At 49.5% G+C, this 26,920-nt stretch carries 28 protein-coding genes; 9 read left to right on the forward strand and 19 right to left on the reverse strand.

Annotated features, from left to right (window positions below):
• Window positions 1-59: 59 nt before the first annotated feature.
• The 4 genes from ACFFSY_RS01755 to ACFFSY_RS01770 all read right to left on the reverse strand — a co-directional run bounded on the left by ACFFSY_RS01755 (window position 60) and on the right by ACFFSY_RS01770 (window position 4,662).
• On the reverse strand, window positions 60-1,736 hold the full coding sequence (locus ACFFSY_RS01755) for a glycoside hydrolase family 13 protein (RefSeq protein ID WP_377488970.1): 1,677 nt from the start codon (window positions 1,734-1,736) through the stop codon (window positions 60-62).
• Window positions 1,737-1,753: 17 nt separating this feature from the next.
• A complete protein-coding gene (locus ACFFSY_RS01760; protein ID WP_377488973.1) occupies window positions 1,754-2,779 on the reverse strand; it encodes a LacI family DNA-binding transcriptional regulator in 1,026 nt (341 codons plus the stop codon).
• Between the two features lie 87 nt (window positions 2,780-2,866).
• Window positions 2,867-3,601, reverse strand: coding sequence for a ThuA domain-containing protein (locus tag ACFFSY_RS01765; RefSeq protein WP_377488976.1), 735 nt, complete (start codon window positions 3,599-3,601; stop codon window positions 2,867-2,869).
• Entirely contained in the window at window positions 3,598-4,662 is a 1,065-nt protein-coding gene (locus tag ACFFSY_RS01770) for a Gfo/Idh/MocA family protein (protein ID WP_377488979.1), read from the reverse strand. Before ACFFSY_RS01770 ends, ACFFSY_RS01765 begins: the two co-directional genes overlap by 4 nt.
• Window positions 4,663-4,802: 140 nt before the next feature.
• On the opposite strand from ACFFSY_RS01770, the gene ACFFSY_RS01775 reads away from it, so the two are divergent.
• The gene (locus ACFFSY_RS01775) at window positions 4,803-5,690 is read left to right on the forward strand and encodes a helix-turn-helix domain-containing protein (protein ID WP_377488982.1); all 888 of its coding nucleotides are present in this window, start codon (window positions 4,803-4,805) and stop codon (window positions 5,688-5,690) included.
• 92 nt (window positions 5,691-5,782) lie between these two features.
• Here the strand turns inward: ACFFSY_RS01775 and ACFFSY_RS01780 are convergent, their stop codons facing one another.
• Window positions 5,783-6,211 carry a MarR family winged helix-turn-helix transcriptional regulator gene (locus tag ACFFSY_RS01780; RefSeq protein WP_377488985.1) on the reverse strand — a complete coding sequence of 143 codons (429 nt, stop codon included), beginning with the start codon at window positions 6,209-6,211 and terminating at the stop codon, window positions 5,783-5,785.
• A gap of 157 nt (window positions 6,212-6,368) precedes the next feature.
• Between ACFFSY_RS01780 and ACFFSY_RS01785 the strand changes: the two genes are divergently transcribed.
• From ACFFSY_RS01785 to ACFFSY_RS01795, 3 genes are all read left to right on the forward strand, one after another.
• On the forward strand, window positions 6,369-7,679 hold the full coding sequence (locus ACFFSY_RS01785; protein ID WP_377488988.1) for an amidohydrolase family protein: 1,311 nt from the start codon (window positions 6,369-6,371) through the stop codon (window positions 7,677-7,679).
• A gap of 199 nt (window positions 7,680-7,878) precedes the next feature.
• Window positions 7,879-8,799: a helix-turn-helix transcriptional regulator gene (locus ACFFSY_RS01790; RefSeq protein WP_377488991.1), complete on the forward strand. Its 921-nt coding sequence runs from the start codon at window positions 7,879-7,881 to the stop codon at window positions 8,797-8,799.
• 177 nt (window positions 8,800-8,976) lie between these two features.
• Window positions 8,977-9,714 (forward strand): stalk domain-containing protein, encoded by a 738-nt coding sequence (locus tag ACFFSY_RS01795; RefSeq protein ID WP_377488994.1) that lies wholly within the window; start codon window positions 8,977-8,979, stop codon window positions 9,712-9,714.
• A gap of 175 nt (window positions 9,715-9,889) precedes the next feature.
• On the opposite strand, the gene ACFFSY_RS01800 is transcribed toward ACFFSY_RS01795, so the two are convergent.
• From ACFFSY_RS01800 to ACFFSY_RS01810, 3 genes are all read right to left on the reverse strand, one after another.
• Window positions 9,890-10,771: an AraC family transcriptional regulator gene (locus ACFFSY_RS01800; protein ID WP_377488997.1), complete on the reverse strand. Its 882-nt coding sequence runs from the start codon at window positions 10,769-10,771 to the stop codon at window positions 9,890-9,892.
• Between the two features lie 95 nt (window positions 10,772-10,866).
• Window positions 10,867-11,427: an HAD family hydrolase gene (locus ACFFSY_RS01805; RefSeq protein ID WP_377489000.1), complete on the reverse strand. Its 561-nt coding sequence runs from the start codon at window positions 11,425-11,427 to the stop codon at window positions 10,867-10,869.
• A 315-nt stretch (window positions 11,428-11,742) separates the two neighbouring features.
• On the reverse strand, window positions 11,743-12,729 hold the full coding sequence (locus ACFFSY_RS01810; protein WP_377489003.1) for an aldo/keto reductase: 987 nt from the start codon (window positions 12,727-12,729) through the stop codon (window positions 11,743-11,745).
• A 264-nt stretch (window positions 12,730-12,993) separates the two neighbouring features.
• Between ACFFSY_RS01810 and ACFFSY_RS01815 the strand changes: the two genes are divergently transcribed.
• Window positions 12,994-13,887 carry an AraC family transcriptional regulator gene (locus ACFFSY_RS01815; RefSeq protein WP_377489672.1) on the forward strand — a complete coding sequence of 298 codons (894 nt, stop codon included), beginning with the start codon at window positions 12,994-12,996 and terminating at the stop codon, window positions 13,885-13,887.
• Window positions 13,888-14,263: 376 nt separating this feature from the next.
• On the opposite strand, the gene ACFFSY_RS01820 is transcribed toward ACFFSY_RS01815, so the two are convergent.
• The 4 genes from ACFFSY_RS01820 to ACFFSY_RS01835 form a co-directional block, all read right to left on the reverse strand.
• Complete coding sequence (locus ACFFSY_RS01820; RefSeq protein WP_377489006.1) at window positions 14,264-14,578, reverse strand: MFS transporter; 315 nt, start codon at window positions 14,576-14,578, stop codon at window positions 14,264-14,266.
• A 197-nt stretch (window positions 14,579-14,775) separates the two neighbouring features.
• Window positions 14,776-16,461 carry a methyl-accepting chemotaxis protein gene (locus ACFFSY_RS01825; protein ID WP_377489009.1) on the reverse strand — a complete coding sequence of 562 codons (1,686 nt, stop codon included), beginning with the start codon at window positions 16,459-16,461 and terminating at the stop codon, window positions 14,776-14,778.
• A 543-nt stretch (window positions 16,462-17,004) separates the two neighbouring features.
• Window positions 17,005-17,700, reverse strand: coding sequence for a hypothetical protein (locus tag ACFFSY_RS01830; protein ID WP_377489012.1), 696 nt, complete (start codon window positions 17,698-17,700; stop codon window positions 17,005-17,007).
• 303 nt (window positions 17,701-18,003) lie between these two features.
• Window positions 18,004-18,498, reverse strand: coding sequence for an SMI1/KNR4 family protein (locus ACFFSY_RS01835; RefSeq protein WP_377489675.1), 495 nt, complete (start codon window positions 18,496-18,498; stop codon window positions 18,004-18,006).
• A 516-nt stretch (window positions 18,499-19,014) separates the two neighbouring features.
• Here ACFFSY_RS01835 and ACFFSY_RS01840 point away from each other — a divergent pair.
• The 3 genes from ACFFSY_RS01840 to ACFFSY_RS01850 all read left to right on the forward strand — a co-directional run bounded on the left by ACFFSY_RS01840 (window position 19,015) and on the right by ACFFSY_RS01850 (window position 21,374).
• A complete protein-coding gene (locus tag ACFFSY_RS01840; protein ID WP_377489015.1) occupies window positions 19,015-19,596 on the forward strand; it encodes a TetR/AcrR family transcriptional regulator in 582 nt (193 codons plus the stop codon).
• A 63-nt stretch (window positions 19,597-19,659) separates the two neighbouring features.
• Window positions 19,660-21,048, forward strand: coding sequence for an MFS transporter (locus tag ACFFSY_RS01845; protein WP_377489018.1), 1,389 nt, complete (start codon window positions 19,660-19,662; stop codon window positions 21,046-21,048).
• A 5-nt stretch (window positions 21,049-21,053) separates the two neighbouring features.
• On the forward strand, window positions 21,054-21,374 hold the full coding sequence (locus ACFFSY_RS01850; protein ID WP_377489021.1) for a luciferase domain-containing protein: 321 nt from the start codon (window positions 21,054-21,056) through the stop codon (window positions 21,372-21,374).
• 58 nt (window positions 21,375-21,432) lie between these two features.
• Here the strand turns inward: ACFFSY_RS01850 and ACFFSY_RS01855 are convergent, their stop codons facing one another.
• The 4 genes from ACFFSY_RS01855 to ACFFSY_RS01870 all read right to left on the reverse strand — a co-directional run bounded on the left by ACFFSY_RS01855 (window position 21,433) and on the right by ACFFSY_RS01870 (window position 24,334).
• Window positions 21,433-21,948, reverse strand: coding sequence for a cysteine hydrolase family protein (locus tag ACFFSY_RS01855; protein WP_377489024.1), 516 nt, complete (start codon window positions 21,946-21,948; stop codon window positions 21,433-21,435).
• 78 nt (window positions 21,949-22,026) lie between these two features.
• Complete coding sequence (locus ACFFSY_RS01860) at window positions 22,027-22,482, reverse strand: hypothetical protein (protein WP_377489027.1); 456 nt, start codon at window positions 22,480-22,482, stop codon at window positions 22,027-22,029.
• A 77-nt stretch (window positions 22,483-22,559) separates the two neighbouring features.
• The gene (locus ACFFSY_RS01865) at window positions 22,560-23,492 is read right to left on the reverse strand and encodes a VanZ family protein (RefSeq protein ID WP_377489030.1); all 933 of its coding nucleotides are present in this window, start codon (window positions 23,490-23,492) and stop codon (window positions 22,560-22,562) included.
• 203 nt (window positions 23,493-23,695) lie between these two features.
• Window positions 23,696-24,334, reverse strand: coding sequence for a nitroreductase family protein (locus tag ACFFSY_RS01870; protein ID WP_377489033.1), 639 nt, complete (start codon window positions 24,332-24,334; stop codon window positions 23,696-23,698).
• 120 nt (window positions 24,335-24,454) lie between these two features.
• Between ACFFSY_RS01870 and ACFFSY_RS01875 the strand changes: the two genes are divergently transcribed.
• The gene (locus tag ACFFSY_RS01875; protein ID WP_377489036.1) at window positions 24,455-24,814 is read left to right on the forward strand and encodes a MerR family DNA-binding transcriptional regulator; all 360 of its coding nucleotides are present in this window, start codon (window positions 24,455-24,457) and stop codon (window positions 24,812-24,814) included.
• Window positions 24,815-24,934: 120 nt separating this feature from the next.
• Here ACFFSY_RS01875 and ACFFSY_RS01880 read toward each other — a convergent pair whose 3' ends face one another.
• From ACFFSY_RS01880 to ACFFSY_RS01890, 3 genes are all read right to left on the reverse strand, one after another.
• Window positions 24,935-25,618 carry a helix-turn-helix domain-containing protein gene (locus ACFFSY_RS01880; RefSeq protein ID WP_377489039.1) on the reverse strand — a complete coding sequence of 228 codons (684 nt, stop codon included), beginning with the start codon at window positions 25,616-25,618 and terminating at the stop codon, window positions 24,935-24,937.
• Between the two features lie 156 nt (window positions 25,619-25,774).
• On the reverse strand, window positions 25,775-26,242 hold the full coding sequence (locus tag ACFFSY_RS01885; protein ID WP_377489042.1) for an SDR family NAD(P)-dependent oxidoreductase: 468 nt from the start codon (window positions 26,240-26,242) through the stop codon (window positions 25,775-25,777).
• Window positions 26,239-26,685 carry an SDR family NAD(P)-dependent oxidoreductase gene (locus ACFFSY_RS01890; protein ID WP_377489045.1) on the reverse strand — a complete coding sequence of 149 codons (447 nt, stop codon included), beginning with the start codon at window positions 26,683-26,685 and terminating at the stop codon, window positions 26,239-26,241. Before ACFFSY_RS01890 ends, ACFFSY_RS01885 begins: the two co-directional genes overlap by 4 nt.
• Window positions 26,686-26,920 lie beyond the last annotated feature (235 nt).

Consider the following 26,920-nt stretch of genomic DNA (forward strand, 5'->3'; position numbering starts at 1 on the left):
CAAATGTGGAAAAATGCGCAAACGGGCCTATCGAGTAGACCCGTCACGCACGGTGATCGTTAACGCTGTAGTTTATAGACGCGCGCCTCATAAGGACGCAGCGCGATCGTCCGGATGTCCGGGTTCCCGCTTACCTCATAGTTGCAGATAAGCAGCTCGTGGCGGCCGAACGCAATGTCCTCCTGCAGCTGGAACAAGGCCGGCTCCCCGAAGAAGTTCAGCACCACGAGCAGCTGCTCCTCGCCCCGCGTACGGACATAAGCGAAGATGCGCTCGTCTTCTTCCATTAATAGCCGGAAAGAAGCGTAACCGGTTACGTTATGGGCGCGCCGAATCGCGATCAGCTGTCTGTAGTAGTGGAAGATCGAGTCCGGATCGCTCACCGCCTGCTCGGCGTTAATGTGCGCGTAATTCGGATTGACGGCAATCCACGGCGTCCCCGTCGTGAACCCGGCATGCGCGGTGCCGTCCCACTGCATCGGCGTCCGTCCGTTGTCTCTTCCTTTGACGTAGATGGCATTCATGACGGCGTCGACATCCTGACCGGCCGCCACATATTCGTTGTACATATTCAACGTCTCGATATCGCGATAATCGTCAATGGAAGCGAACTTCACGTTGGTCATGCCAAGCTCCTCGCCCTGATAAATATAAGGCGTGCCTTGAAGCGTATGCAGCAGCGTGGCGAGCATCTTCGCCGATTCCTTATGGTAGATCGTATCATCGCCGAACCGCGACAGCATGCGGGGCTGATCGTGGTTGTTCAAATACAGGCTGTTCCATCCCTTGCCTTCCAGACCGGTCTGCCACTTGGCTATGATCCGCTTGATGTCCCGCAGTTCCCAAGGCTTCACGTCCCACTTGCCGCGCGGGCCCGAATCCACGTCCATCAGCTCGAAGTGGAACACCATGTTCAGCTCGTGCCGATCCTCGCCGACGTAGAGCGCGGCCTCCTCCGGCGTCACGCCGATCGTCTCGCCGACCGTCATGACGTCGTACTTGGACAGCACCTCCCGGTTCATCTCCTGGAGGTATTCGTGTACGCGAGGGCCGTTCATGAAGTGCTCGCCTCCAAAGTGATAGCCCTTCCCGTCGCCGACCGATGGCATCTGCGGCGCTTTGGAGATCAAGTTGATGACGTCCATCCGGAAGCCGTCGATCCCTTTGTCCAGCCACCAGGTCATCATCTCGTAGACTTCCCGGCGCAGCTTCGGATTGTCCCAGTTCAGGTCCGGCTGCTTCTTGGAGAACAAATGGAGGAAGTACTCGTCCGTCCCCTCGTCGTACTGCCAAGCCGAACCGCTGAAGAAAGAGCCCCAGTCGTTCGGTTCGCGCCCGCTCTTGCCAGGGCGCCAGATGTAATAGTCCCGGTAAGGATTGTCCTTGGACTTGCGGGATTCCGCGAACCAGGCATGCTCGTCGGAGCTATGGTTGACGACCAGATCCATGATGAGCTTCATGCCGCGGCTATGGATCTCCGCTAGCAGCCGCTCCCAGTCTCCGATCGTGCCGAATTCCTTCATAATCGATTGATAGTTGCTAATATCGTAGCCGTTGTCGTCGTTCGGCGACTCATAGACCGGGCACAGCCAGATGACGTCGACGCCCAGCAATTTGAGATAGTCGAGCCTCGCGATGATGCCCGGAATGTCGCCGATGCCGTCTCCATTGCTGTCCATGAAGCTGCGCGGATAAATTTGATACACAACGCTCTCTTTCCACCACTTGTTCGCCATCGTAATCTCCTAATCTCTCATGTCGAGTTGATCTCGTTAATATCCCTCACTGTCTGCCGTTCCATGATCCGGTGGGGCACGATGAGGCTTCGCGCCGTTTGGGCCGATTCGGCCATCAGCAGCAATTTGGCGGCCGCCTCTTGCCCCATCTCCCTGAGCGGCTGATGGACGGTCGTGAGCGGCGGGTGCACCATCATCGCAAGCCGGATGTCGTCGTAGCCGATGATCGACAGATCCTCCGGTACGCGCAGTCCCGCCCGGGCCGCGGCATGCATCGCCCCTGCCGCCATTTCGTCGCTGGCGGCGAATACCGCCGTCAGATCGAGGCCCCGCTTCAACAGCGCTTCCATGGCAAGCGTCCCGCTTTCGTAGAAGAAGTCGCCGTAGGCGATCCATTCAGGTAGTGCGGCAACCCCATGGTCGAGTAGCGCCTGCTCGTAGCCCTCGATTCTCGGGCGGCTAGCAATCGGATCGTCAGCTGTGCCGCTGATCATCGCGATGCGCCGGTGTCCTTTGCCAATTAAGTAGCTGGTAGCGTCGTAGGCGGCCTGCCGATCGTCCACTTTCACATGCGGATACCGCGGGTCGTCGTCCGAGGACGCCACCAGGACGACCGGTATGTTCATGGCGGCTAGCTCGGTTCTATACGCATCGGTCAGCACCTCGCTGACGAAGATCAGGCCGTCTACCTGCTTCTCGCGCAGCACCTTCAAATAATTCATCGTGCGACGGCCGTCCACGTCCGTGTTGCACACGAGCACGCTGTACTGGCGGCGATGCGCGTAATCCTCAATGCCGTGAAGAAGGGCCGATGAGAATTCGCTATTCAGCGCCGGGAACAAGACGCCAATCGTGTGCGTTCTTCGGTTGTTGAGCGAACGGGCGATCGCGTTGGGACGATAGCCCATCTCCTCGATCGCCGCGAGCACCTTCTGCTTCGTTTTGTCGGAATAGCCGCTCAGGCCGTTCAATATGCGGGAGACGGTCGCAACGGATACGTCAGCCCTTCTGGCCACATCTCTTATCGTCGGTATATCGCTCATAGGTCACATCCTGCCGGATATTCGAATCCTGGGGTTACGCGTTACGTAACCGGTTACGTAAAGTATAGATTCGAATACGCCCGGCCGTCAACGACCGGCAATAGGCTCGATTGGCGCCACGCGGCCGTACGATACGGCCGCTCCCTGCACCGGCGCCGCCCAGCGGACGGCGTTCTTGATCACCTGCATCACCTGCGGATGATGGTAGACCGGGAACGTCTCGTGCCCCGGGCGGAAGTAGAACAGCTTGCCCTTGCCTCTCCGGTAGCAGCAGCCGCTGCGGAACACTTCGCCGCCTTCGAACCAGGAGATGAACACCAATTCGTCCGGAGCCGGAATCTCAAACCGTTCCCCGTACATTTCTTCCTTCGGAATGTCGATATATTCTCCTAACCCGTCGGCGATCGGATGACCGTGTTCGATGACCCAGATCCGCTCCTTCTCGCCGTCATCCCGCCACTTCAACGCCCCGGTGCGAGTACCGAGCAGCAGCTCGAATACCTTGGAGCCGTGCCCGGAATGAAGCACGATGAGCCCCATCCCTTGCAATACGCGGTCTCTCACTTTGTCCGCGATCTCATCTTGCACCTCGCCATGCGCCATATGTCCCCACCAGATAAGCACATCCGTCGCGCCGAGCACCTCGTCGGTCAGTCCATGCTCCGGCTCGTCAAGCGTCGCCGTGCCGACCTCGAACGGACCTTCGGCGCTCAAATACCCGGCGATCGCGCGATGAATGCCTTCCGGATAAATCTCCGCCACCTGCGGGTTCGTCTTCTCGTGCCGGTATTCGTTCCATACCGTGACTCGAATCGTCTTCATGTCCGTGCCGCCTCCTTCGGAATCGCGATCCATCTTTGCTCGGTGAACGATTGCACGATCGCATCGACGGCCAATTGGTTCATGTACCCGTCCTCTATCGTCGCGTCGTTTCCGTCTCCGCGTCCTTGAACGAGATCGAAGAAGGCCTGCATCTGCCCTGATTTGAACGTGTCCGGTATGTCCACCCGGCGGAACTGCCGGTCCTTCTCCTCGGCGAATTTCACTTGCAGCGTATCTTCCTCCTCCAAATTGTAAATCAGCGCGCCGCGGGTCCCGTAAATCTCGATCTGCTGGTAATTCCCGCGCCCGTAAGCGAACCGCGAAATCGACATCGTCGAGGATACGCCGCCTTCAATCCGGGATAAGACATGGCAGTAATCGTCGACGTCCACCTCGCCGTTGCCCGAGCCGTCCAACAGCGGCCGTTCGGCGACGATTGTGCCCGCATCGGCCAGCACGCGCTGCGTAACGCCGACGAGGAAGCGCGTCAGATCGAGAATATGACTGCCCAAATCGCCGATCGCGCCGGAGCCGGTCAGCTCCTTGCGGAACCGCCATACAAGCGGAATGTCCTCGTCGATCGCCCACCCTTGCAGGTATTGGCCGTACACGTGGCGGATCTCTCCGAGCTTGCCCTCTGCAATTAAGTGCTTTGCATATCGCACGGCGCTCTTATACCGATAAGAGAAGCAGATCAGATGCGGAACCGGATTCTGCGCAAGCAAATCCTTCAGTATTGCCGCTTCGCCGGCATCCAGCGCAACCGGTTTCTCCAGCGCGAACGGCTTGCCGCTGGCGATTGCAGCCTTAGCCACCTCAAAATGACTGGAATTGGGCGTGCCAATCGTCACCGCATCCAGCTCCGGATCCTGCAGCATGGCCTCGTAATCCAAATAGGCCCTTGAAGCCGGGATGTTCCACGCCTTGCTTCTGCGGTCCAGCATCTCCGGATTGCAGTCGCTGATGGACCAAATCTCGGCGTCCGCGCTGGCCAGAATCCCTTGGCTGTGAAAATCCGCAATGCCGCCCAGTCCGATAAGGCCGACTTTTAACTTGCCCATATTCGTTCTCCTCCTCGTCGTAAGGTTAGTAGAAGCTTCATCACCAGCATAGTTTGTGATAGCATGAATGAAAATGGCGATTCGAGACTCATTTGTACAATCGCGACTTTTACTTCGAAATTAAGGGAGGAGGATTGCGCTTGCTGGCCGTCAACATGGACTGGATTCCGCAGATCACCTTGATGGGGTTCGTGTCTTACCAAAGTCCGTGGATCCACTTCAAACGCACCACGGACGAATATATCCTCTACGTGATCCAACGCGGCGAACTCCATATTTTGGAAGGGGGAACTCCATATAGCTTGAGGAGAGGCGATGTGCTGCTGCTCGAGCCGCACGTTGAACACCAAGGGTTCGACATGCATGCCTGCGACTACTACTACATTCACTTTAAGCATCCGGATCTATCCCCATATGCCGTGGAGGATCCCGAGACCTTTGCGCGCTCCTTTTTCTTGGAAGATCAAGAAGCCGACACGCGCAACAGCTGCTATATTCCGAAGGTGTTTACCCTTGCGAATCCATCTGCCTTGTCGCAAATCTTGGGCGGGTTGAACGAGATGCATATGCTCCATCGAAGAAAAAACTATAACCGCAGCCTGACCGCGCTAAAGCTGTCGGAGCTATTCATCTATCTCTCGCGCGAACATATGATGGCCATCCTGCAGAACAACCGCAAACGAACGACGAAAGCCATCGCCAAGGCGTATGCGCTGCTGGATTGTATCCATCAGCAGTATGCCGAAAAGATGACAAGCGAACGCATAGAACGCGAGTTCGACATCAACTTCGATTACCTGAACCGCACGTTCAATAAGCTGACCGGCTATTCGATTGCCCATTACGTCAACAAGGTGCGCATCGATCATGCTCGCGAGCTGCTTCTCACCACCAGTTTGACGGCCTCGGAAATCGCCGATCTGGTCGGATTTGGCGATATTTATCATTTCAGCAAAGTGTTCAAGAAGTACGCCGGCGTCTCTCCAACCGCTTATTCCCGGATTGAACCCTCCCCCACTGACCAATAAGAGAAGCTCTCGACTCGCGCGAGGGATAGGCAGGCGCTCCCAGACAAAAAACAACCTCGATGCCGTGATCCACGGATTCGAGGTTGTTCCCTTTATAGCCGTTCATTAATTTTGATCAACAGTTCCTTTAACGTTTGCTTCTCCTCTTCGGATAGAACTTGAACGATTTCATCCTCCACCTTTTGGAAGGAGTCGTTAAAGTCTTCAATCAATGCTACGGCCTTGGGCAAAACATATATATTTTTTTGCCGTTCATTGTTGGCCGGGATTTTCCGCTCGATGAATCCTCTTTGCTCAAGACCTTGGAGCATGCTTGTAATGCTAGCCCCGCGCAGATGAAACCGATCCGCAAGATCCCGCTGAATTAATTCCGTCTCTTGGTTCTCGTAGATATAGTTAATTATTTTTCCTTGTTGCGCGTTTAGTCCTAATTCTTTTATGCTCTCGTCCGCTTTTTTCTTTAACTTAAGGCCAATAATCTGAAACAAATCCAGATAAGGCGTATCTTTGCGAGGCTTCATGATCGTACCTCCCCATATTGTTAGAGAACTAACTGTAAGCAATTAAACTATACAGAGAGCCAGGCCGCATGTCAAACAAACATTAGTTTGTTGACAGTTAGTTATCTAACAATTATACTTCGAATTGTCCATAAACAAACACTTGGGAGGCATTCAAATGGAGAAGGTTACTCAACCTGCTGCGGTAGAACAAGTTACGGCGATTACAAATGTACGAATCTTTGATGGGAATCAACTGATTACGCCCAGCCATGTTGTCATTAAAGGGGAGTCCATTATTTCCGTGGGCGGAGACATTCCGGCCGATGCAACGATAATCAATGGAGACCATGCGACTCTAATGCCCGGTCTGATAGATGCCCACGTCCACACCTCTATCGGCGGATTACGGGATGCCTTGCAATTCGGCGTGACGACCGAACTCGAAATGAACGGCGATTTTACGAAAAGAGGACGCGAGATTCAGTTGAAAAATGTGAATGACGTCGCCGATGTCCGTTCTGCCGGCACAGCGATTACCGCTCCAGGGGGGCATCCCGATGAATTGCTGCCGGATGGAGATGAAATACCGGAATTCGTATTAAAGGAGCTCGCGAAGCTATCGGAGGAAGACCGGGAAGCGATGTTGGCCGCATACGCGCACGATCACGAAGAAATACCGCAAGTGACGACGGTGGAAGAAGCGATTAAACATGTGCATACCCAGGTGGACAATGGCGCCGACTATATGAAGATCATGATTGAAGAAGGAACGGTCATGGGCGCGCCTGGCCTGCCTGTACTAAGCGACGAGATTCTCAAAGCTGCCGTGGATGAAGCCCACAAGTTCGATAAGCTGGTCATCGCCCACGTCTTGACGGCTCGTTCATCGCAAGAAGCCATCGATTTGGGCGTCGATGGGTTGGGCCACTTGTTTATCGACAGACCCGCGTACACGCCGGAGGTCGTACAATCCATCGTTGATTCTGGCGCGTTTGTTACACCGTGCTTGGTGTTGAATTCATCTATTATTGGCCATCCGGCGTCGGCATTGGCGAATGACCCGCGTGTTCACGCCAAATTAAGTCCGGATTGGATCGATATGTTGAACTCCAGCTTCAATACGTTCCCCCAAGGCAATATGGAGAATAGCTTTCAGAATGTGATGGATCTTCACCGTGCCGGCGTGGACATTCTGGTGGGAACGGATGTCGCCCCGGTTCCCGTTCCGAATCTTGGCGGCCTTGCTCATGGAGCCAGCGTCCATCATGAAATGCAACTGCTGGTGAAGGCCGGGTTCACGCCGATAGAAGCGCTGCAGTCGGCTACCGCGAAACCAGCCCGTCGGTTCGGTCTTCTCGATCGCGGCCGTATTGCCGAGGGCGCGCGCGCTGACCTTATCCTGGTAGACGGCGATCCGACAACCAACATCTCGGATACGTTGTCCATTAAAGCCGTATGGTTCAAAGGTGAACAGCGACTAAACTAGAACATTTTGGTGGCAGGGCGCTCTACTTCGAAGAGCGTCCTCCTGTTTGTCTTTGAAATTACTTTCGGGACATCAATCTCCGCCGCGGAGCAGATCGGGCTTTGGTTCGCTGCCTGTATTACGTCGGCAGGTTCGTTTCATTCATTTGGCGAATAGTACAATAGATCGAAACTTGGGCGAGTCTAAAGGGAGAGCAGCGATGACGAAATCCAAACGGCTCATGGAGCTCATGATGACGGTGAACCGTAAACGGAGGTTCAAGGTTCAAGAACTGGCGGATGAATTTGGCGTCTCCACTCGGACGATCCTGCGGGATTTGCAGGAACTAAGCGAGCTTGGCGTGCCGCTCTATTCGGAGGTGGGACCGCACGGAGGGTATCAGGTGGTGAGAGAACGCGTGCTGCCGCCGATTGCTTTCACCGAGGGGGAGGCGGGTGCCATGTTTTTTGCCGTGCATGCCCTTCGCCATTATTCCTCGCTGCCGTTCGATGCGGAATCTGCCTCGGCCTTGAGCAAATTTTATTTGCACATGCCGGGCGACGTTCGGGATCGGATCGATGAGATGAAGGAGCGGGTTGATTTTATAACGCCAACGCGGCGGTCCGATGCCCCCTTCCTGGCCGTCCTGCTGGATGCCGCCGTTAAGCAGAAGGTGCTTAAGGTTGTATATGGCTCGAAGGAAGAAGGCACGACCAGCCGTCCGATTCAGCCGGTGTTCCTATATGCGCACAACGGCTTCTGGTACTGTACGGCCTATTGCTTTCTGCGCCAGGGCTACCGATTATTCCGCTGCGACCGGATCCGTGATGCGGTGGACGATCCGACCGAGCCGCTTCAACTGAGCAATATCCGCCTGTCCCGGCACGAAGCAGCGTCACCGGCGGATGCCATCAGGTTGAGAGCCGAGCTGACCCCCATCGGTACGCAGCGCTGCGAAGCCGAGCTCTGGCTCTCCCCCTTGATCCATGTGCGCGAGGACGGGAGCGGAACGATTGATGCGGACGTCAGTCGGGGCGACATCCCCTTTTATACCGAGTTTTTCATTGCGCTGGGAGACGAAGTCGAGCTGATCGAGCCGGCGGAAAGCATCCATCCGCAGAAGGCTGTTCGAACTGCTTGAGAAATATGAAGGATGAGGGCGGGATAATCTTGCTTATCCCGCCGCCCCCTCCTACGCTTGGAGCTGTGTGATTGCGAGTGTAGCTTTTAGGGGGACGTCTCATAGTATTGGCTGCAATCTATTTTTCCTATAGACTTAACATGATAGCTAAACAGAACAAAGGGTGGACACCTCTTCATGCGAAAGTATTTAATTGGCGGTTTAGCGGGCGCTGCATTGATGTTTTCAGCTCAGATTATAGCAGCACCATTGAAGGAATACACACTATCTAAATTGGAATTACCTATACTTGTAAACGGCAAGGCGCTCTCCAGCACTCTACCCTTCCTAAATTATCAAGGAAATACTTACGCACCTTTAAAAGCAGTCGCAGAGGCACTAGGTGTTGACGTGAAGTGGAATAACAAAGAATCCCGCATCGAAATTAGACCTACAACGTCCATAGGAGAATTCCCCATTCATCATACACCTGTACTAAAAATCGATAATAAAGATTACACGTTCTTCATGGACGCTTCCATATTTCATGTCAGTATGCTAAATGGAAAGTACTATATCACATTAACTTTAGCAGCAGATCTTCTTAACTACGGATATCAATACGGGTATACGATTACACCAAGCGAAGTCCCTTTATTTTCCGGGAGTATTCAATTCAATGAGGCCTACCCTTTTTCAACAACAGAAGTGAAGTACATGGACGAGGATACTAGCTATTTTGAAATCACACTGACTAGTCCAGATAAAACTAAACATTATGTTCTCTCCGCGAATCCAAGTAACATTCAAGGTGCCATCTATCACAAGGGAATGCCCTGGATACCTGTGGATGAATTCTTACCCACATTCGGACTGAACTATATTATTGAACAAGATGCTAAGAATAAGATTATCCGCTTTTCGCTAAAGAAATAGATCAACGCGAAGTAAACTTAGAGCGATCCATATATGGTGGACAGATGAAAAGCATCCGATCATTCTGATCGGATGCTGAACGTTGTTGAACTAACGCTCGCCGCTAGCCTATCGGTTATTTATAATACGGTTCTACGCGCCTTCCAGTAAGTATGGTCGTTTTTATAAGATCCCACTATTTCATGTGGACTTTAACAACAGGAATCCATAACTCAACTTCTATTTCTTCGGTATAAACCCGTTTTTCTAACCCTACCTCGATTTCTGGGCCTACTTGTATCATTGGACCCTCAACTTGCTCGTATCCTGAGGAAGGAAACCATTCTCCATAAATGCGGTGCCATTTCTCCTTTTCCCAAGGCACCTTTACTTCAAATACTGCCCAGGTCATAGCTGGCACAATTAACTCCGAGAGGTTTTCTGGACAGGGGTCCGTTGAAGCAACTGCCATGTAATAATCATAATCACGCTTCGCACGTACGCCTTCACCGAAACTTACATGCAATATGCCGAACGGTTCTACATTGTTACGTGATTTCAGTGTGGTATACGTTTCGTTTTCAGTCGTTTTCCAAACCTCTTCCACACCAGGATGTTCACCAGAATCTATTGGTGTAACTCTATTACTAACCCCAATCACTCGAAAAGCGTCCTTTTGCTCAATTCTATACTTCATTGGCTCACTACCTCCTATAGATAACCGAAAGTTCATTGGAGGAAATGCTTTTAGTGAACGGCGGGTAATTCTCGCTTCTGTTGGTGTAATTCCATGTAAGGCGTGAAAAGCGCGAGTAAATGCATCAGGTGAATTGTAGCCGTACTTAATGGCGATGTCGATCACTTTGAGGGTTCTATCCTGCAAATCAAATGCCGCTAGCGTCAGACGTCTGCGACGAATATATTCTTGAAGAGGAATACCTGCCAAATAAGAAAACATCCTTTTGAAATGAAAAATCGAACAGTATGCACGTTTAGCTACCTCATGTTCATCAATCTCATTGTGAAGATTCTGTTCGATGTAGTCTAATGCTCCGTTCAAATTTTCGAGCATATTCATCCAACGACCTCCTTTCATCTATAGAATAGCAAGCATTTTCAGCAAACATCCGGCACATCCTGCTCAATTTCTGCAGGGTGGTGGCGAATGTTCTCTCAGGTTACATTCAGGATAATGTCCTTTAGTTCAATCAAAGTCTTGATACGATAGCTGACCTGTGAGAAGTCATGTGTTTTTGTAAAGTCGTTATGGACAATAGCGCAGTCGATACCGGCCGCCACGGCTGAGTTCAACCCTCTGTTTGAATCCTCTACAACTAGGGTCTCTTCTTTGGAAGCTCCAAAACGCTTTAGACCGGTCAAGTATGGTTCCGGGTGCGGCTTGGTTCGCTCGTAGTCTTCGCGAACAAGAACGAATTCCATGAATTTTGTAATCTGGCGATTCTCATGAATAAGTTGAAAATCCGCACGTTTTGCAGTTGTCACGATGGCCATGCGGGCGTACTTTGAAAGTTCGGCTAGAGTTTCAACTACGCCTTCAATCTCTATGGCTTCTGTTCTTAGATATTCCTGATAATAGACGTTTCGGACCTCACGTTGCTTGCTGATGGTCGGTTCATCAATACCTGCCGCCTTTGCTTGAGCCCAAGTGCCCAATGACTGGGTCATGTCGCGGAAGTATTGAGCTTCATGGTCGAAGAGTATGTATTTTTTCATTGTATCGTTCTCCTTGGCATTTTCCAATTTGCACCTGGATCTATCGCTTTTTCTCCTCTGTGATAGCAAGATTACTCAAGCTCTTGCACCAACATTTTGCGCTTAAGGGCGTATGCTTTTAAAGTTCTCGTACTACTCCTTGAATGCGCTTGTCAGCTTCATACAACCTCCACAGCTCACTTAATTGCATAACAAAACCTCTCTTTAGAAGCTATTAAATCTAGTTTGCTTCTAAGGAGAGGTTTTAATAATCAGCAGTGTCTCAACAAAGATCGGCTGCCTTTATCGTATGCGATTAGATGGTGAGAACCAGCCTTACAGGTTGAGGCCACTCATCGCAGCTTCGGGATAACGCAAGCCAAAGGCCGTTCCTCGCGGTGCCGCTTTGTCGATGCTCGCCAAGTCTGCTTCTGTCAACTCGACCGCAAGCGAGCCTACATTCTCCTCCAGGTATTTGATTCGCTTTGTACCAGGGATTGGCACGATATCGTCTCCCTGCTCCAGCAACCAGGCAAGCGCTAGCTGTGACGGCTCACAGCCCTTTTCGGCGGCCAGCTCGGAGACCCGTTCGACGAGATCCAGATTGCGCTGGAAGTTTTCTCCTTGGAAGCGAGGGGAGAATCGGCGGTAATCGTCCTCCGCCAGATCCTCGAATTTGCGAATCTGTCCGGTCAGAAATCCGCGTCCAAGCGGGCTGTACGGTACGAAGCCGACGCCAAGTTCACGACACACAGCCAAGATCCCGTCCTCGACGTCGCGACTCCACAGCGAATACTCCGTCTGCAGCGCGGCGATCGGATGCACGGCTACCGCACGACGAATGGTAGCCGGAGCCGCCTCGGACATGCCAAGGTAGCGCACCTTGCCTTCGCGTACCAACTCTGCCATTGCGCCGATCGTCTCTTCGATCGGCGTGTTCGGATCGACTCTGTGCTGATAGTACAGATCAATGTATTCGACGCCGAGACGACGCAGGCTTGCTTCGCAGGCGGCCTTGACGTATTCTGGACGGCCGTTGATACCTAGGTACTTGCCGTCCTCGCTACGCACGTTGCCAAACTTGGTCGCCACTACTACTTTGTCGCGGCGTCCTTTGAGCGCTTTGCCGACCAATTCTTCATTTTTGCCGACGCCATACATATCCGCGGTATCCAGCAAATTGATGCCTAGCTCCAATGCGCGGTCGATCGTGCGCAGGGACTCCTCGTCGTCCCTGCCGCTGTAAAAGTCGGACATTCCCATGCAGCCGAGTCCGAGCGCCGACACTTCAAGCCCACTCTTGCCTAACATTCTTCTTTTCATATTCGGTTTCGCCTCTCTTTTCAGGTAAGTTTGACCTTCGCCTTTATTATGCAACGATGGGTGCCCTTCTAGGTAACCGATTCGTATCAAGTTATTGCCTAATCCTCCGACCGAACAGACGGTGCAGGAGTTCGGTGTTATAATGAATTTACCAAAGGGATAAACGATGGAGGGGGAAAAATGCCGCAACCGCAACTTGCAGGGCCGCTGTTAGGCGACGATCAAGACAGGCAATCGTGCTATTGTGGGCTTAAGTCAGTTGACATGCTCGACGAGCTGGTCTGGTTGATTGAGCGTCATACGGGCAGAGACGGGATGTTCGGAACGTCCATGCCATTGCTGCATTTGATCCGCAGTTCAAAAACCACACTACCGGTCAATACGGTGTATGAGCCAGCAATCGTCATCGTCGCCAGAGGCACGAAGGTCGTTATGCTGGGAGGAGACAGCTTTACATATGGTCCCTCCTCGCATTTTGTAGTATCGGTCGATCTGCCGGTCACCTCACGGCTTATTCAGGCTTCTCCCGAAGCGCCTTATTTGTGCATGCGGCTTGGTCTGGATCCCGCTCTGGTGCTGGAAGTGATGAAAGACGCGGAGCCGGAGGCGGAAGACGGCAGGGAGGCGAAGCGGGGCGCATTCGTCGACCAGACGAGTCCCGAGCTTCTGGATGCGGCGGTTCGGCTCGTCCGGCTGCTGGATACGCCTCGCGACATTCCTCATCTAGCGCCGCTGATCGTCCGTGAAATCTATTACCGGATTGTGAGGGGATGCCAAGGTGCAGCCTTCAAGCAGTTTGGCCTCGCCGGTAGCGGCATTAGCCGGATCGCCGGAGTCATCGCCCGGATCAAGCTGGATTATGCCCAGCCGCTTCATATCGACGAGCTCGCGAGAATGGCCCATATGGGTCCCTCGTCGCTGCACCGTCACTTCAAGGAAGTGACTGCACTGAGCCCGCTGCAGTACCTGAAGCGGATTCGCCTTCAAGAGGCGCGCCGTCTGCTGTTGGCCGAATCCCTCGATGCCGCCGATGCCGCTTACCGTGTCGGCTACGAGAGCCCCTCGCAGTTCAGCCGCGAATACGCAAGGTTGTTCGGTCTCCCGCCGATCAGTGATATCAAAAGGCTTCGAGAAGAGACGGCGCAGGAGATTGGTTGAGGACTTGTACTAACTCGACCAAATCATCCGTCCCAATTGTGATTTTCTTTTGACCCGCTTGTTGGCCGCCTTGTAAGCTATAAAACCCTGAAGATGATCCGTTGCATGTTAAAGGGTCGCCTGTGTAATTCAGTTTAATCCTTTGAACTCACTTTATTAAACTCATGTAATTGGTGGTTACTGGAACTTTTTGAAACCCCCATTTTTCGTAGAACATCACTTTATTATCTGCGCAAAATAAATCAACGCGTTCGATACCCTTGATTAATTCACTGTAATGTTTTGTTGTTTGAGCCGATGCATGTACACTATCTGAGCTGTATATGGATCCCCGATACCTGCGGCTTCATATGTAAACCGCTCTTCGTTTAACGTATCATTGAACATTTGGAGATTTCTTAACGCTTAAATTCTTGTCCTCTTTCAGATCAAACAACTTAACTTTCAATCCAATACATAACAATGCAATCAGCAGAAACAATATTCCGCTCCACGTAATGTTATGTGTTCCCATATGGGATAGAAACCATCCGCCTAGGGCAGTGCCGAGTGTGATACCCAGATTTCCGAAGGAGACAAATAAGCTGGTAGCAAACTCAGGTGCTTCACGGGCCTCCGAGGTTAACCATGTTTGGCTTATAATGAGACCGCCGGTAAAGACGGCTCCCCATACCAGTACGATGGCAATCATCGGAACGGAGTAACGTCCAAGACAAAATATCAGCACATACATACCGATAAGCACAATGAATGATAGTTGCGCTTTGGCCCCGGTGTAGCCAAGTGCAAGCTTTCTCCCATATTGTCCCGACGAAGGCTTCGACGGTTACGCTATAAAAAAGACGCAGCTTCATCGCTGCGCCCATTTCCGTGTTAGGTGTTCAAAGATCAGCTAAGCTTAAAATAAACAAGCTTCTCCTCTAATTCCTTCATGTATTGGTTCAAGCTCTCCGCAAGCCGATGAACCTGAGACATATTATCTAATTGTCCCTCGATGCTAAGACGTCCTTCGTTCGTCTTCTCATTAGACTGCTTCGCAATCTGCGTCACTTCATCGATGGCGCTTGCCATTTGCTCGGTTCCCGACGATATCTCTTGGGAAGCAGCCGATACGCCATGAATTTCATTCGATACAAGCATGACCTTCTGCATAATGGTTTCGAAGGACTGGCCTGCAATTTGGACCGATTGAAGGCCTTGCTGCACTTCGAGGCGCACTTTATTCATATAAGCTGCCGATTGCTCTGATTCGGTCTGAATTGTCGTAATCAGTGCTGTAATATCCTTAGCGGACTGCGAGGATTGTTCAGCCAGTTTCTTCACCTCGCTCGCTACAACCGCGAAGCCCTTGCCCTCTTCGCCTGCCCGCGCCGCTTCAATCGCTGCGTTCAGCGACAGAAGGCTTGTCTGTGAGGCAATCTCCGTAATGACCGACAATGCTTCCTTAATCTCATGCGACTTCTGAAGCTGGCTGTCGATCAGAACAGCAAGCTCCTGCACAGAGCGATCGATTGTATTCATCTGGAATACCGAATCGGCAACCGAATGACTTCCGTTCTGCGCCTCGCTGCGTGCATCATCTGACGATTGTGCGACTTCCTGGGAAGCAGCAGCCACACGGCTAACGCCTTGAACCATCCCGGCCATCGCCCGTTTGTTCTCCTCGGATGTCCGAAGCTGAACTTCACTGCCGACGGCTATGTCTTTCATCATCTCGGACATGTCTTTCGCCGAGGCAGAGGTCTGAGACGCATTGAAGGCCAATTGCTTCATCGCCTGCTGGATTTGGCTTGAGGTACGGTTTACACCACTCATCACATCCAGCAGCGTTCCCGCCATATGCTCGAACGACTGCAGCAATACGCCGATTTCGTCATGACGCGTCTTATCTCCATTTCTCCATGTGAGATTACCGTTTGATATTTCGTTCGCTGCTGAAGAGACAGCCAAGATCGGCTTGGAAATCATGGAGCGGAAAATGAGATAAAACACATATTGACTGATGGCTAGAGCGGCTAAGCCGCTGAGCGCAATCGCATAAATAAACAGCTGGTTGCTCGCAACCTCATCCCCGACATCATAGTGGACGCCGATAACTTCGATTACACTGCCGTCTACATCATGCATGGGGGCTGTCACATCAATAACATCGCCCTCAAAAATCGTTACGATTTTATCCGCGTTAGCCGCTTCCATATCCTCAGGGTCCAGCTTTTTGCCGACTTTCCCTGGATCCATCGCAGCAATTCCGGATGCCCCGTCTCCGATCGAATAGACCGTCAGGTCGATGATTTCCTCATCCTGCTTCACCAGCTCGTTGATGATGCCTTGGAGCTGATCCACACTCGTATCCTTGTTGACACTAGCGTCTAGCGTCTGTATGAGTGTCATGGCACGTTCCTCGCCGCCCTCGCGAAGGACGTTATTACTGTGGTAGATCGAGAATCCAATGAAGGCAGATAATACAATGATCATGAACAACAGCAACAACAACCTGATCTTGCGCGGCAGACTACCGTTGTAAAACTTGCGAATACTCCTGACTGACATGAATTCCCCTCCACGTTGGTTCATCGGGTTGATGCAAAACTCATTCGCTTTTAGTTCCTTCGACGCATTCAGTTGGATTATAAAGCAACATGCGACCCAATGTCTCGGCTAATAATTTCCAAAAACAGACGGTCTAATACTTTATTTTTCACTCTAATAGAACCTAGTCTCATCAAACCAATTTTACAGTAGGTCTTTTTGATGCCCATTTATTAAAATAACTAAAGTATCGAGCGTCCAGATCCTAGACGCTTTTATATTAGTTTTGTTGTTCGCGCTGCTTGTCGCCAATATAGCGACGTTCGCAATAATTGGGGTGCCATACTTGTCCAACTTCCTTCATCTAAAAGAATTAAGTGTTCGAAGGAAGGGGGAGAATCATGACCATTCTAGTGATCGGCAGTGTCGTGCGGAAAAACATCATTAATGTAATCTGCCTTTAGTTCAACGACAAACGGCGACCGATCGAGTATCGGCCGCCGCTGTGTCGAGATTGAGCTATCGTTCTTCGTTTAGTGTAATGAATTTTGCCGACCGGTCCGATGCGTAAAAATAAACATGAAATGCTTATTTTTTACGTAATAAAACATCGATTGTTTTTTCAACTTCTCTCTCGCCTTCTTCATCTATACAACATTTTAAAACTATCGTTCCATCATTATTCCAGCGTAAAGGTATTACATCGGTATCTATATTCACTTCGCCGTTCATATCATAGGAATTATATAATTCTTTAAGTGGTATTTTTGTCGGTTGGGAAAAGTCGAAAAAATATGTACTTGATGGGCAAGCCCAATAGCATCCATCAACTGCCAGAATATTATTTTGAGCACAGTATAAAACATTCGTCCAAATGAAAGTTTCTTTATGTTCATTAAAACTCTCGGCTGGGATGAAATGATAAGTACTAAAATCAGACAAATCTAAAACACTATAGCCATATAGTTCAGTCGAAAACAACAAATAATTCTTACCATTGGAATGTTCAACCATTGAAAAGAAATCAACATGGTAGTCTATATTCTTTAACTCTGTTACTATATTTCCATTTAGGTCCAACACGTCAGTTTTTGAAGCTCTTGCATTGTATTGTGATATTTGATGGCTTTCGTCAGAGTAATAATAAGTCTTAAGTATATGCTTCCCATCCGGCAGCAGTCTTTCATTGGTATCTCTGGACATATACTTTTCATTAAAAATATAATCGTACTTTTTCTTATGCTCCTGATATTCTTTTGTATAAGCAACATTAATTTCAGACATAACTTTCAACTCCAAAAACATTGTAGGTATTCATGTTCTTCAGTGTTCTTCTAATAACGCTGACGGGAGACACGTGCATTTTCAGCGAAAATTAAATACAACAGACTACATTAGAGATATGTTTGGATAAGAGAATTTCCAGGCATACAAGCACCTTTTTAACAGCAATTAAATCCCATTATAAACCAATCGGGGTTCGAACCGCCACGCTATCCTGCCCGTTACTTCAATGGAACAGGGAGCAGCGCCGCGGCGTTCTGCTCCCTGTTTTGGTTTTGCTATCGTTCCCAGTTAAGTTAATGATCAATCATCTTTTATATCATAAGCATCTCCTAGTGATTCAAAATCTTCTTCAAGCCAATACCATCGTCCACCGTTATTTTGAACCAATTGATTCAGCAACTCAGTAAACGATCTTGCTACTACAGGGCATTCCCCCACAACTCCATGTCGATCCCAAAAACTATCGTAACATTTCCCGATTCGCTTTGGATTCAAGTCCAGTGAAATGTAGTCACCATTTCCGTCATGAACAACTATAAACCAATTAGAGGATATGTCCTCTTCTACCAGTTCTCCCACGATGATTGGGTTAGACAAGACGAACTCGTGAGGCGGGACAACTTGGCAGCAATACTCTTTGTTTTCAAATAGCTGTACGCCTCCACAAAGCTCATAAAACCGTGTAATATCTGGAGGAAGCTGGTACCCATCCGTTCTTGGAATACCTGATGGCGGGTTAACTCTGCAGCTAGGTAAGCTTGCGATCAGCTGTAATACTTCCTCTACGTCTTTCAGTCAATTCATTCCTCTCTTGGATTACACTATCGTTCCTCATTAGTTCAGTTCATTTACTCCTAAGACTCAGTAGGGCATCCTTAACAAGGATAGAACTAAAACAAAGAATTCCGTAATACCCAATGGTTGATATGATGTTAATGACTTCTTCGACTACGGCCCCTACTCGTCCTCCAAACAATATAAAACGCTCTACTTGAGGTTGGCTTAGAAATATCAACCCGAGGCACCCGATGATACCGTACAATAAGCTCTTTGCTTTACTCATTTGCTCCTCCTACAGATCTCTTCTTCATGCTTGTCATCCAACGTCTTCGCGTGACTATAAGTAACATTTTACTAAAAAAATCATTTATTTGTCAGTAAGTGATCCATTGGCGTAATCCGCCCTCTAGCTTAATAATAATGAAGCAGTTGCCGTGAAGAAGGATTCAATTCGGGCTTGACAGCGTGCTTTAATTTGAGAATAATTGGATGTAAGTAAGTACTTGCATTACAGAAAGGAAGGAATGATTCATGCAGCAAGTGAGCACCGGCGACAGGTTGATATTGGCGGCGATCGACCTGATCGCGGAGCAAGGGTATGATGGCACGACGACGAAGGAGATCGCTTCGGCGGCCGGAGTCAACGAGGTGACGCTGTTCCGGCATTTCGGCAGCAAGCAGGCGCTGCTCATCGCCGCGTTCGAACGGCATCACTACGCCGGCGAAATGACAAAGCTGTTCAACGAGCGAATGACGTGGGACGTGCGAACGGACTTATTGTTGGTCGGACGGACGTACCATGCGATCATGAACCAGAACCGGAAGCTGCTCGAGATCGCTCAAAAGGGCGGCAATCGGCTGCCCGAGGAAGTGCGCAAGCACGCTTCGCAGCATCCGGTTCAACTGAAGAAGCTGCTGACGAATTATTTCTCGACACTACTCGAACAAGGGAAAATCGCCCGGATCGATCCGGAAGTTACGGCTATGTCCTTTATGTGGATGAATTTGGGCGCGTTCAGCAGCAACTTGTTGGCGAATTCGAATTCGGACGTTACGCTCGACGTGTTTATCGAACAGAGCGTCGATCTTTTTGCTAGGGCGTTGGTTCCCTAGTTTTTCCTTCTCCACAATGCAAGCAAGCACTTGCATACAATGAGATGAAAGGATGTTGTTCACATGCAGATTTCATCCAAAGAACTTGCAGACCGCCGCATCATGCGCGCCATGCTGTTCACCGCCGTCTTCAGCGCGATGAGCGTGCTCACGTTTAACATCGTGCTGCCGGAACTGAGAGCGGAATTTCAGATCGACTTGGCACAGGCGAGCTGGCTATCTTCCGGCTATCTTCTCGTTTATGCGATCGGAAGTGTCGTCTACGGGAAGCTGGCGAACCGATACCATCTGAAAAATTTGATCACGTTTGGGTTGATCGCGTTCGCCATCGGCTCGATGATTGGTTTCGCGTCGACGGCGTTCTGGCAAGCGCTAGCCGGCCGTCTACTGCAGGCGTCCGGCGCGTCGGTTGTCCCGGCGGCGGCGATGCTCATTCCGATCCGTTACTTCCCACCGGAACGGCGAGGCGCAGCGATGAGCATGACCGCCGCCGGCTTGGCACTCGGAACTGCCCTCGGACCAGCCGCGGCCGCACTGCTGCTCGCTGCCCTGGATTGGCGCTGGTTGTTCGTTCCGCCCGTCCTCGTCTTGGCGTTGGTGCCGTTCTTCCGAAAATATGTAAATGACGAACCCGCCCCGAACCCCGGAAAGCTCGATTGGCCCGGGGCTGCGCTTCTTGCCGCCGCAGTTGCGTTTGCGCTGCTGGGCGCGACTTATTTGTCAGTGTGGTTATTCGCGGGGGCGGCCCTGACGTTAGCCCTGCTCGTTTGGCGTCTTGCGACAGCTTCCGAACCGTTCGTGCAGCTGGCAGTGTTCCGGAACCGGAACTACTCAAGCGGTCTGGCAATAGTTGCCCTTATATCCTTCATTTCGACCGGCATGGCGTTATTGCCTCCCGTGCTGCTCGCCGACGTCTACGGGCTTGACTCCGAATGGATCGGTTTTGCGCTCGTGCCTGGCGCCGTCGCTTCGTCAGCGCTGAGCCGCGTCGGCGGAAAGTTGGCAGACCGGAGGGGGGACACCGTCTTGTACACGATCGCATCCGGGCTGCTGATGCTCTGTTTCGCGCTGCTTACCGCGTTGTCCGGCATGGCGCCCGTTTGGACGATTCCGTTGTTTCTTATCTTCGGCAACGTCGGCCAGACGTTCATCCAAGTCGCCGTCTCCAACTCGCTCTCTAAGACGCTGTCGAAAGAGCAAGCCGGCGTGGGCATGGGACTCTTTTCATTAATAAATTTTATCGTCGGCGGCATGGCCGCGAGCGTCTACAGCTTGCTGCTCGAGATGGATGTGCCCGGTTGGAATTCGTCCGCCACCAGCGCGAACGTCGGAATATTCACCAACATATTCTTGGCTTTCCTTCTACTTCATGCGGGATTGCTGGTATATTACCGGATGCAGTTCCGGCGGCGCCGGCTTGCTGAGCGGCAGTTGTCGGGAGATGGGAGGTGAGGAGCATGGCGATAACGGATGGAACGGCGCTGTTCGAAACGGTTCGCTCCTGGCACGGCGTATCGCTTCGGCCGCACCGGTTCGGCGGGACGGAATTTGTCGTGAACGGGAAGGAAATCGGGCATATGCACGGCCGGTCGCTCGTTGATCTGACGCTGCCGAAGACAATCCGCGACGAAGCGATCAAACTCGGCAAAGCCGTACCGCATCACGTGCTGCCAGAATCGAACTGGGTTTCGGTTTATCTGCACACCGAGACGGACGTCCGCCGCGCGCTCGAACTGCTTCGATTCAAGTATGACCTGCTAGCCTCTTCCGAGGTGTAAGCGAGAAGGTTCGTGTTACATTGAGAAATAGTACGGACCGCCCAACGGCGGTCCTTTATTATTGGCCTACCCTCCGAATATTTGCCAATACCGGATAGGAAACAATATTGCGGTCGCGGTACGTAAGGGTAACCAGATCCTCACGAGAACTCAGTATTCCGTGCTGCAGGATCGCCGTTTGAAATCCGCGTTCAATCGCGCCATTGTAAGTGAATAAGACACAATTACCGGCGTCATAGCCGGCTACTACGACAAGACCGACCTGATGATCATGCAGTAATTGTTCTAATTCAGTCTTCCAGAATGCGTTGAAGAAATTCTTCTGGACGACGAGATCCTCGTTCTTGACTTCAATCTCCGGTATGAACCCCAGCAGCTCTTCCTTCACCGTATCTGCCTCCGCCATGTCTTGGATATGGATGACAACATGGCCATTGGCACGCAGCGTCTGGGCTGTCCGATTAATCGTCTTACAAGCCTGAGCCACAGGGTGATTCTGCAGGATGAAACACTGCATATCGACAACTAATAATGCAATTTTCACCGGGTCACATCCGATTTGGTTATTGCTCATTCCTCATCCCCCTATTATTTGGTCATACCGGGCCGCTGTTGTTTCAACTAACATTCTCCGATAGCTTCATGAAATCTTCTACTTAAGATCATTAAAGTAATCTACAAAGTAACCCTCAGAATCCCAGTAATCATCATATTCTTTATAAATATCAATTATATTTGACTTTGGCGTTCCGCATCGTTCAAGAAGCCAGTTCTTAATATAATCGATGTCTTTATTTTCATCTTCCCAAATAAAGTCTAAGATCGCTGATTCTTTAAAGCCGCTATCTGGAGCATAAATAGCATAGCTTGATGAAAAATACTTGGCTAGATCCAAGGTGACTTTCCTCAAATAATGCTGCAGCTTCTCATCCAGAAGAAAATTTCTCCATCTTATATTATGATGAAAATAGCAAACCTTCTCCGAGAAAGAAAAATCTACTCCGCACGGCCCATCGATTTCTACAGTACCACCAATCCCTGGACGAACTTTCCACTGCTTCCCCGTATCTTTGGGATTATATGGAAGTAGAGGTAATGAATTCGTCAATGGAATTCAAATGTTTGGAATTTCCCTGGTTTGGTTCAACTATCGTTCCTCGTTAGCCTAATCTCCTATGATCCCCTTTACCAATTCCAGGTGTACCTCATCTCCCTAAATCCCACATCCCATATTCTCACATTCCCCTCCAGGGTGATCGTGAGCTCATTGGCCCCTTGAAGATAAATGGAGGACATCCCCGGTTCATCGCTTGGCTCTTCTGCGGACGTAGACAGATACTCCTGACCATCGGCGGAGATGCTTATACTCCCATTAGCATCCTCCTGATTGGGAATCCCAAAATTCAAGTAGAGAAATAGCTCCTTTTTGCCTAACGTATAGGTGTAAGTCAAGGTTTGTTGGCCTTCGGTGCTATATGCATTATATTGGGGCTCTACGTTTTGTCCACCAATTCGGAAGCTGTCTCGCTGTGTTCCCGATGAATTTATACCGCTGTTTTTCAGCTCGTTTAACGCAATGAAGGGGCCTAGTTCTTTAGTGAACGCTTTGTCGACGATCCCGAAGCTTCCCCAAATCCCGATCATCAGGACGATGGCGGCGATGCACGTAGCGGCTATGTTTCTCCAGACTTTTTTTGTACGATATCCGAATCTAAACGCCCCGAATCCGACTGCTGCCCCCAATGAGTTTTGAATAACGTCGTTTATATCGAAGCTGCCGAGCAACGTAAGCGCCTGAACGGTCTCAAGTACAAGGATACATAGGATAAAAAGGATCATATATCGAAAGAAGCCTGTTCGATACAACAACGGGATCAAGACGCCGAAAGGGATAAAGGCGGCAATGTTCCCAAGAGCCCAAACATCCATCAGCGTAGGATGTAGAAGATCCGATAGACCCGGCAGCCTAAAAAAAGCATCCGGTAAAAATAGAAAGCTATACCCTGTCACCCGATCTACGGTTGCTGCTCTGCCGAAAGCAAGAAACATAAAATAAAAAATCAAGACTGTATAGCACAGGGTTATAACCAAAATAACTTTGCGGTGCTTGGCATTCATTATATTCTCCTTTATACGCAAGTGCTTTGTAGACCAGAATACCTTAGGAAGACATACTGGTAAAGTATATATGCTAAAGGAGTAAGTCACAATTTCTACTGCTAGTACATTCGGATTGCTCCTCTCGAGTAAACTCGAACGTATAAACAAGAAACATCCATCCCCAGATGTTGGGGATGGATGTCAGTTTGTCAGATAAATGGTTATCTCCAAAAAGTAATCTTGACCGAACTTAATCGGACGGATTCGTGCCCTTCCTCCTTGGCTTTTCCTATGGAAATCATCATGACTGGAGCATAGCGTTCTTCATCTAAACCAAATGCTGTGGCTACCTGATCAACTTCAAAGCCTGCCATTGGATTCGTATCATACCCATGCGCACGAGCCACTAACATGAGCTGCATGGCAAATAGGCTGCTATCGACCTTTGCAATTTCAACCTTCAATTCTTTTGGCAGCGTTGGATACATCGATAGAATCGTTTCGAGTTGACGATCTCGTACTTCGGCTGGCATTTTTCCTTGTTCCACGGCTGTATTGTAAATTTCCTCAACATGTAAATAGCTTTCGGTATCGCCAAAAATTAATAACATGGCAGATGAAGTATCGTTCTGTAAGGTGTTGAATCGCACAAGAGGTCTTAGTTTCTCTTTTCCTTCCGGAGAATCAACCACAATGACCCGCCAAGGCTGCATATTGGCAGAGGACGGAGCCAAACTGGCTTCCGTAATAATCTCGCTCATCTCTTCCTTCGATATTTTTACGTTCTCGTCATAATTACGCACAGAACGTCGTCCCTGGACGATACTGGCGAAATCGTTATTTGCAATATGGTTAAACATAGAATCTCTCCTTTTGATAACTTAAGATTTTTTTGACATTATGGATGTCGTTCGTTATCATACTCGCATTATGAACTATGAACCGAAGTTTATAGCAAACAAATAAAGCGAGGCCATAGGATGAGAATAAATGATGTGTCAAGATTAACGGGACTACCTATATCAACATTGAGATTCTATGAACGCAAAAACTTAATTCCGGACACATTTGTTCAAAGAGATGCAAATAATTATCGGATTTACGCTGGAGAGATTGTTGAATTTCTAGAAGATGTGAAGATGCTTTTATCCGTAGGCTTTTCTGTGGAAGAGTTAAGTTTACTTGTCAATCAACAACTTAATCTATCCGAAGAGGCGAAGAAAAAAATAGTCGAACAGAAAATCAAAGAAATTGAAGAGATCCAGAAGCGATTGAGAAAATCGAAAAAATTGCTGCATGCAACCTTGGAAGGAAAAGCAAATTTTCAAACAAAGTGTTAAACGTTGCCGGGGCTGGCCAGCAGCTCGCACAGCCCTGGAAGAGAGCTCCATCCCGATAGGCCGCATCGAGTCCAAGTAAGAAGCTGAGCGTGGATGTGAGCTATTTCACGTTCGCCAATTTTAATGAAACGAGTTTCTATAATCCATTGGAGATTGATTGGTTTTGCTTTTAAACAGCTTGCTAAACGATTGCGGATGTTCAAACCCCATCAGATATGCAATTTCACTAACCGTCAAGGTTGACGTGACCAAGTAATCCTTCGCCTGCTCAATTAGCTTATTGTGAATATGCTTCTGTGCGCTCTGTCCCGTCGTTTTGCGCAGCATATCGCTTAAATAGTTAGGAGATACGTTCAGTTTGCCGGAGAGATATTGGACCGTCGGCAGTCTTCTTTGCTGCACCGAATCTCCATTGAAATATTCTGTTAACAGGTCGTCTATTTGTACCAACAGATCCATGCTTGCGCTCTTACGAGTGATAAACTGTCTGTTATAAAATCGATTGGTGTAATTGAGCAGCACATCCAGATAGGAAACCATCACATCTTGACTGTACAGATCAATTGGCGAATGGTATTCGCGCTGAATATTATCGATCAGATCCGCAATCATTTTCTCCTCATGATCGGATAGATGTAACGCCTCGTTTACTTCGTAGGAGAAGAAACCATACTCTTTAATCTTCTTACCTAGCGGATAGTTCCTTATAAAATCGGGATGAAAAAACAGCCACCAACCAGCAGCTTCCGTACTATCCAGATGATCGAAAACAACGATTTGACCAGGTGACATCAAGGCCATCATACCCTCATCGAAATCGTAATAGTTTTGACCATATCTAATTTTGTTTTTGACATTTCTCTTGAATGAAATATTAAAAAAATCAAACGAGATTCTTACGGAATCATAGCGGATATGTGGAATCGTTCCTCCTCCATCCCCAAACTCGAGCAGCCCTAATTAGAAATTGTATGTAAACCCCACTAGTTGTTCCGAAACTTCCCACAGCCGCTTAGCCAGCTGAGCGTCGTATGATTTGTCACTTGACTTCACTTTCTCAGGGTAGCCGCGCGTCTCCAACCATTTCGTTGGCCCAAAATATTCAGACCCTACTAAATTCTCTTCTGTTGCTGCTCGTAAGACAGGCAAAGCGCCTATTTCAATTTTTTGCGCGACAAATTTGTTAGCCAGAGCCACCAGCCACCCTTGTGATCGTTGAAGATCGGTAGCCGTATAACCAGGATGCGCTGCTGTAGCCATGCTATCTTGTTGATGAAGTTTGAACCGTCGGTCTAATTCATAAGTGAACAACAGATTGGCTAGTTTACTTTGCGCATACGCCTTGGCTTTGCCGTACGTCTTTTCCCCGTTCAGATCATCCCAATGGATGTCGCCCCCATATTTATGGAGAGCGCTGCTTTGGGTCACCACTCTGGATCGAGGTGTTCGCTTAAGGAGTCCAGCATTAAGCCCGTCAATAAAAAATGTCCCAAATGATTCGTGCCCCAATGAGATTCATAGCCTTGTTTTGTTATTTCCCTGCGTTTAGGATACATGATACCAGCATTATTGATTAAAATATGTAAATTGGTATATTTCGCGTGAAATTCTTTCGAAAACGCATGAATGGCGTTAAAATCGGACAAGTCCACTTGCATCAATTCCACATGCGCGTTTTTATTGTTGTTCATGATCTTCGAGACGGCCACTTTCCCTTTTTCAAGATTACGAACGGCCATGATCACTTTTGCGCCTTTGGCGCTTAGAACCGTCGATGCTTCAAGTCCAAGCCCGCTGCTGGCGCCTGTAATGACAATAATTTTCCCAGCTTGATCTGTAATTCTTTCCGCGTTCCATCCGCCACGATTCATCAGATTTCCTCCCCATTTGTTGTGCAACAATAGTATATGGAAATTTGATGAATGGCAGGATAGCCAAATCCCGGATCGTTGTAGCTAGAATGTATATCTAGAACTAAAAAGGTTGCCGATCATATGTCGGCAACCTTATTTGATTGATTGATGTTCACCGCTAACTTCACTGTAACTTCCATCGTGCCAGACTTTCGCAAAGAGCCTTATGTGCACGAACCGCTATATTAGCATC

The sequence above is a fragment of the Paenibacillus aurantiacus genome (assembly GCF_042431225.1).
Lineage (GTDB): Bacteria > Bacillota > Bacilli > Paenibacillales > Paenibacillaceae > Paenibacillus_Z > Paenibacillus_Z aurantiacus.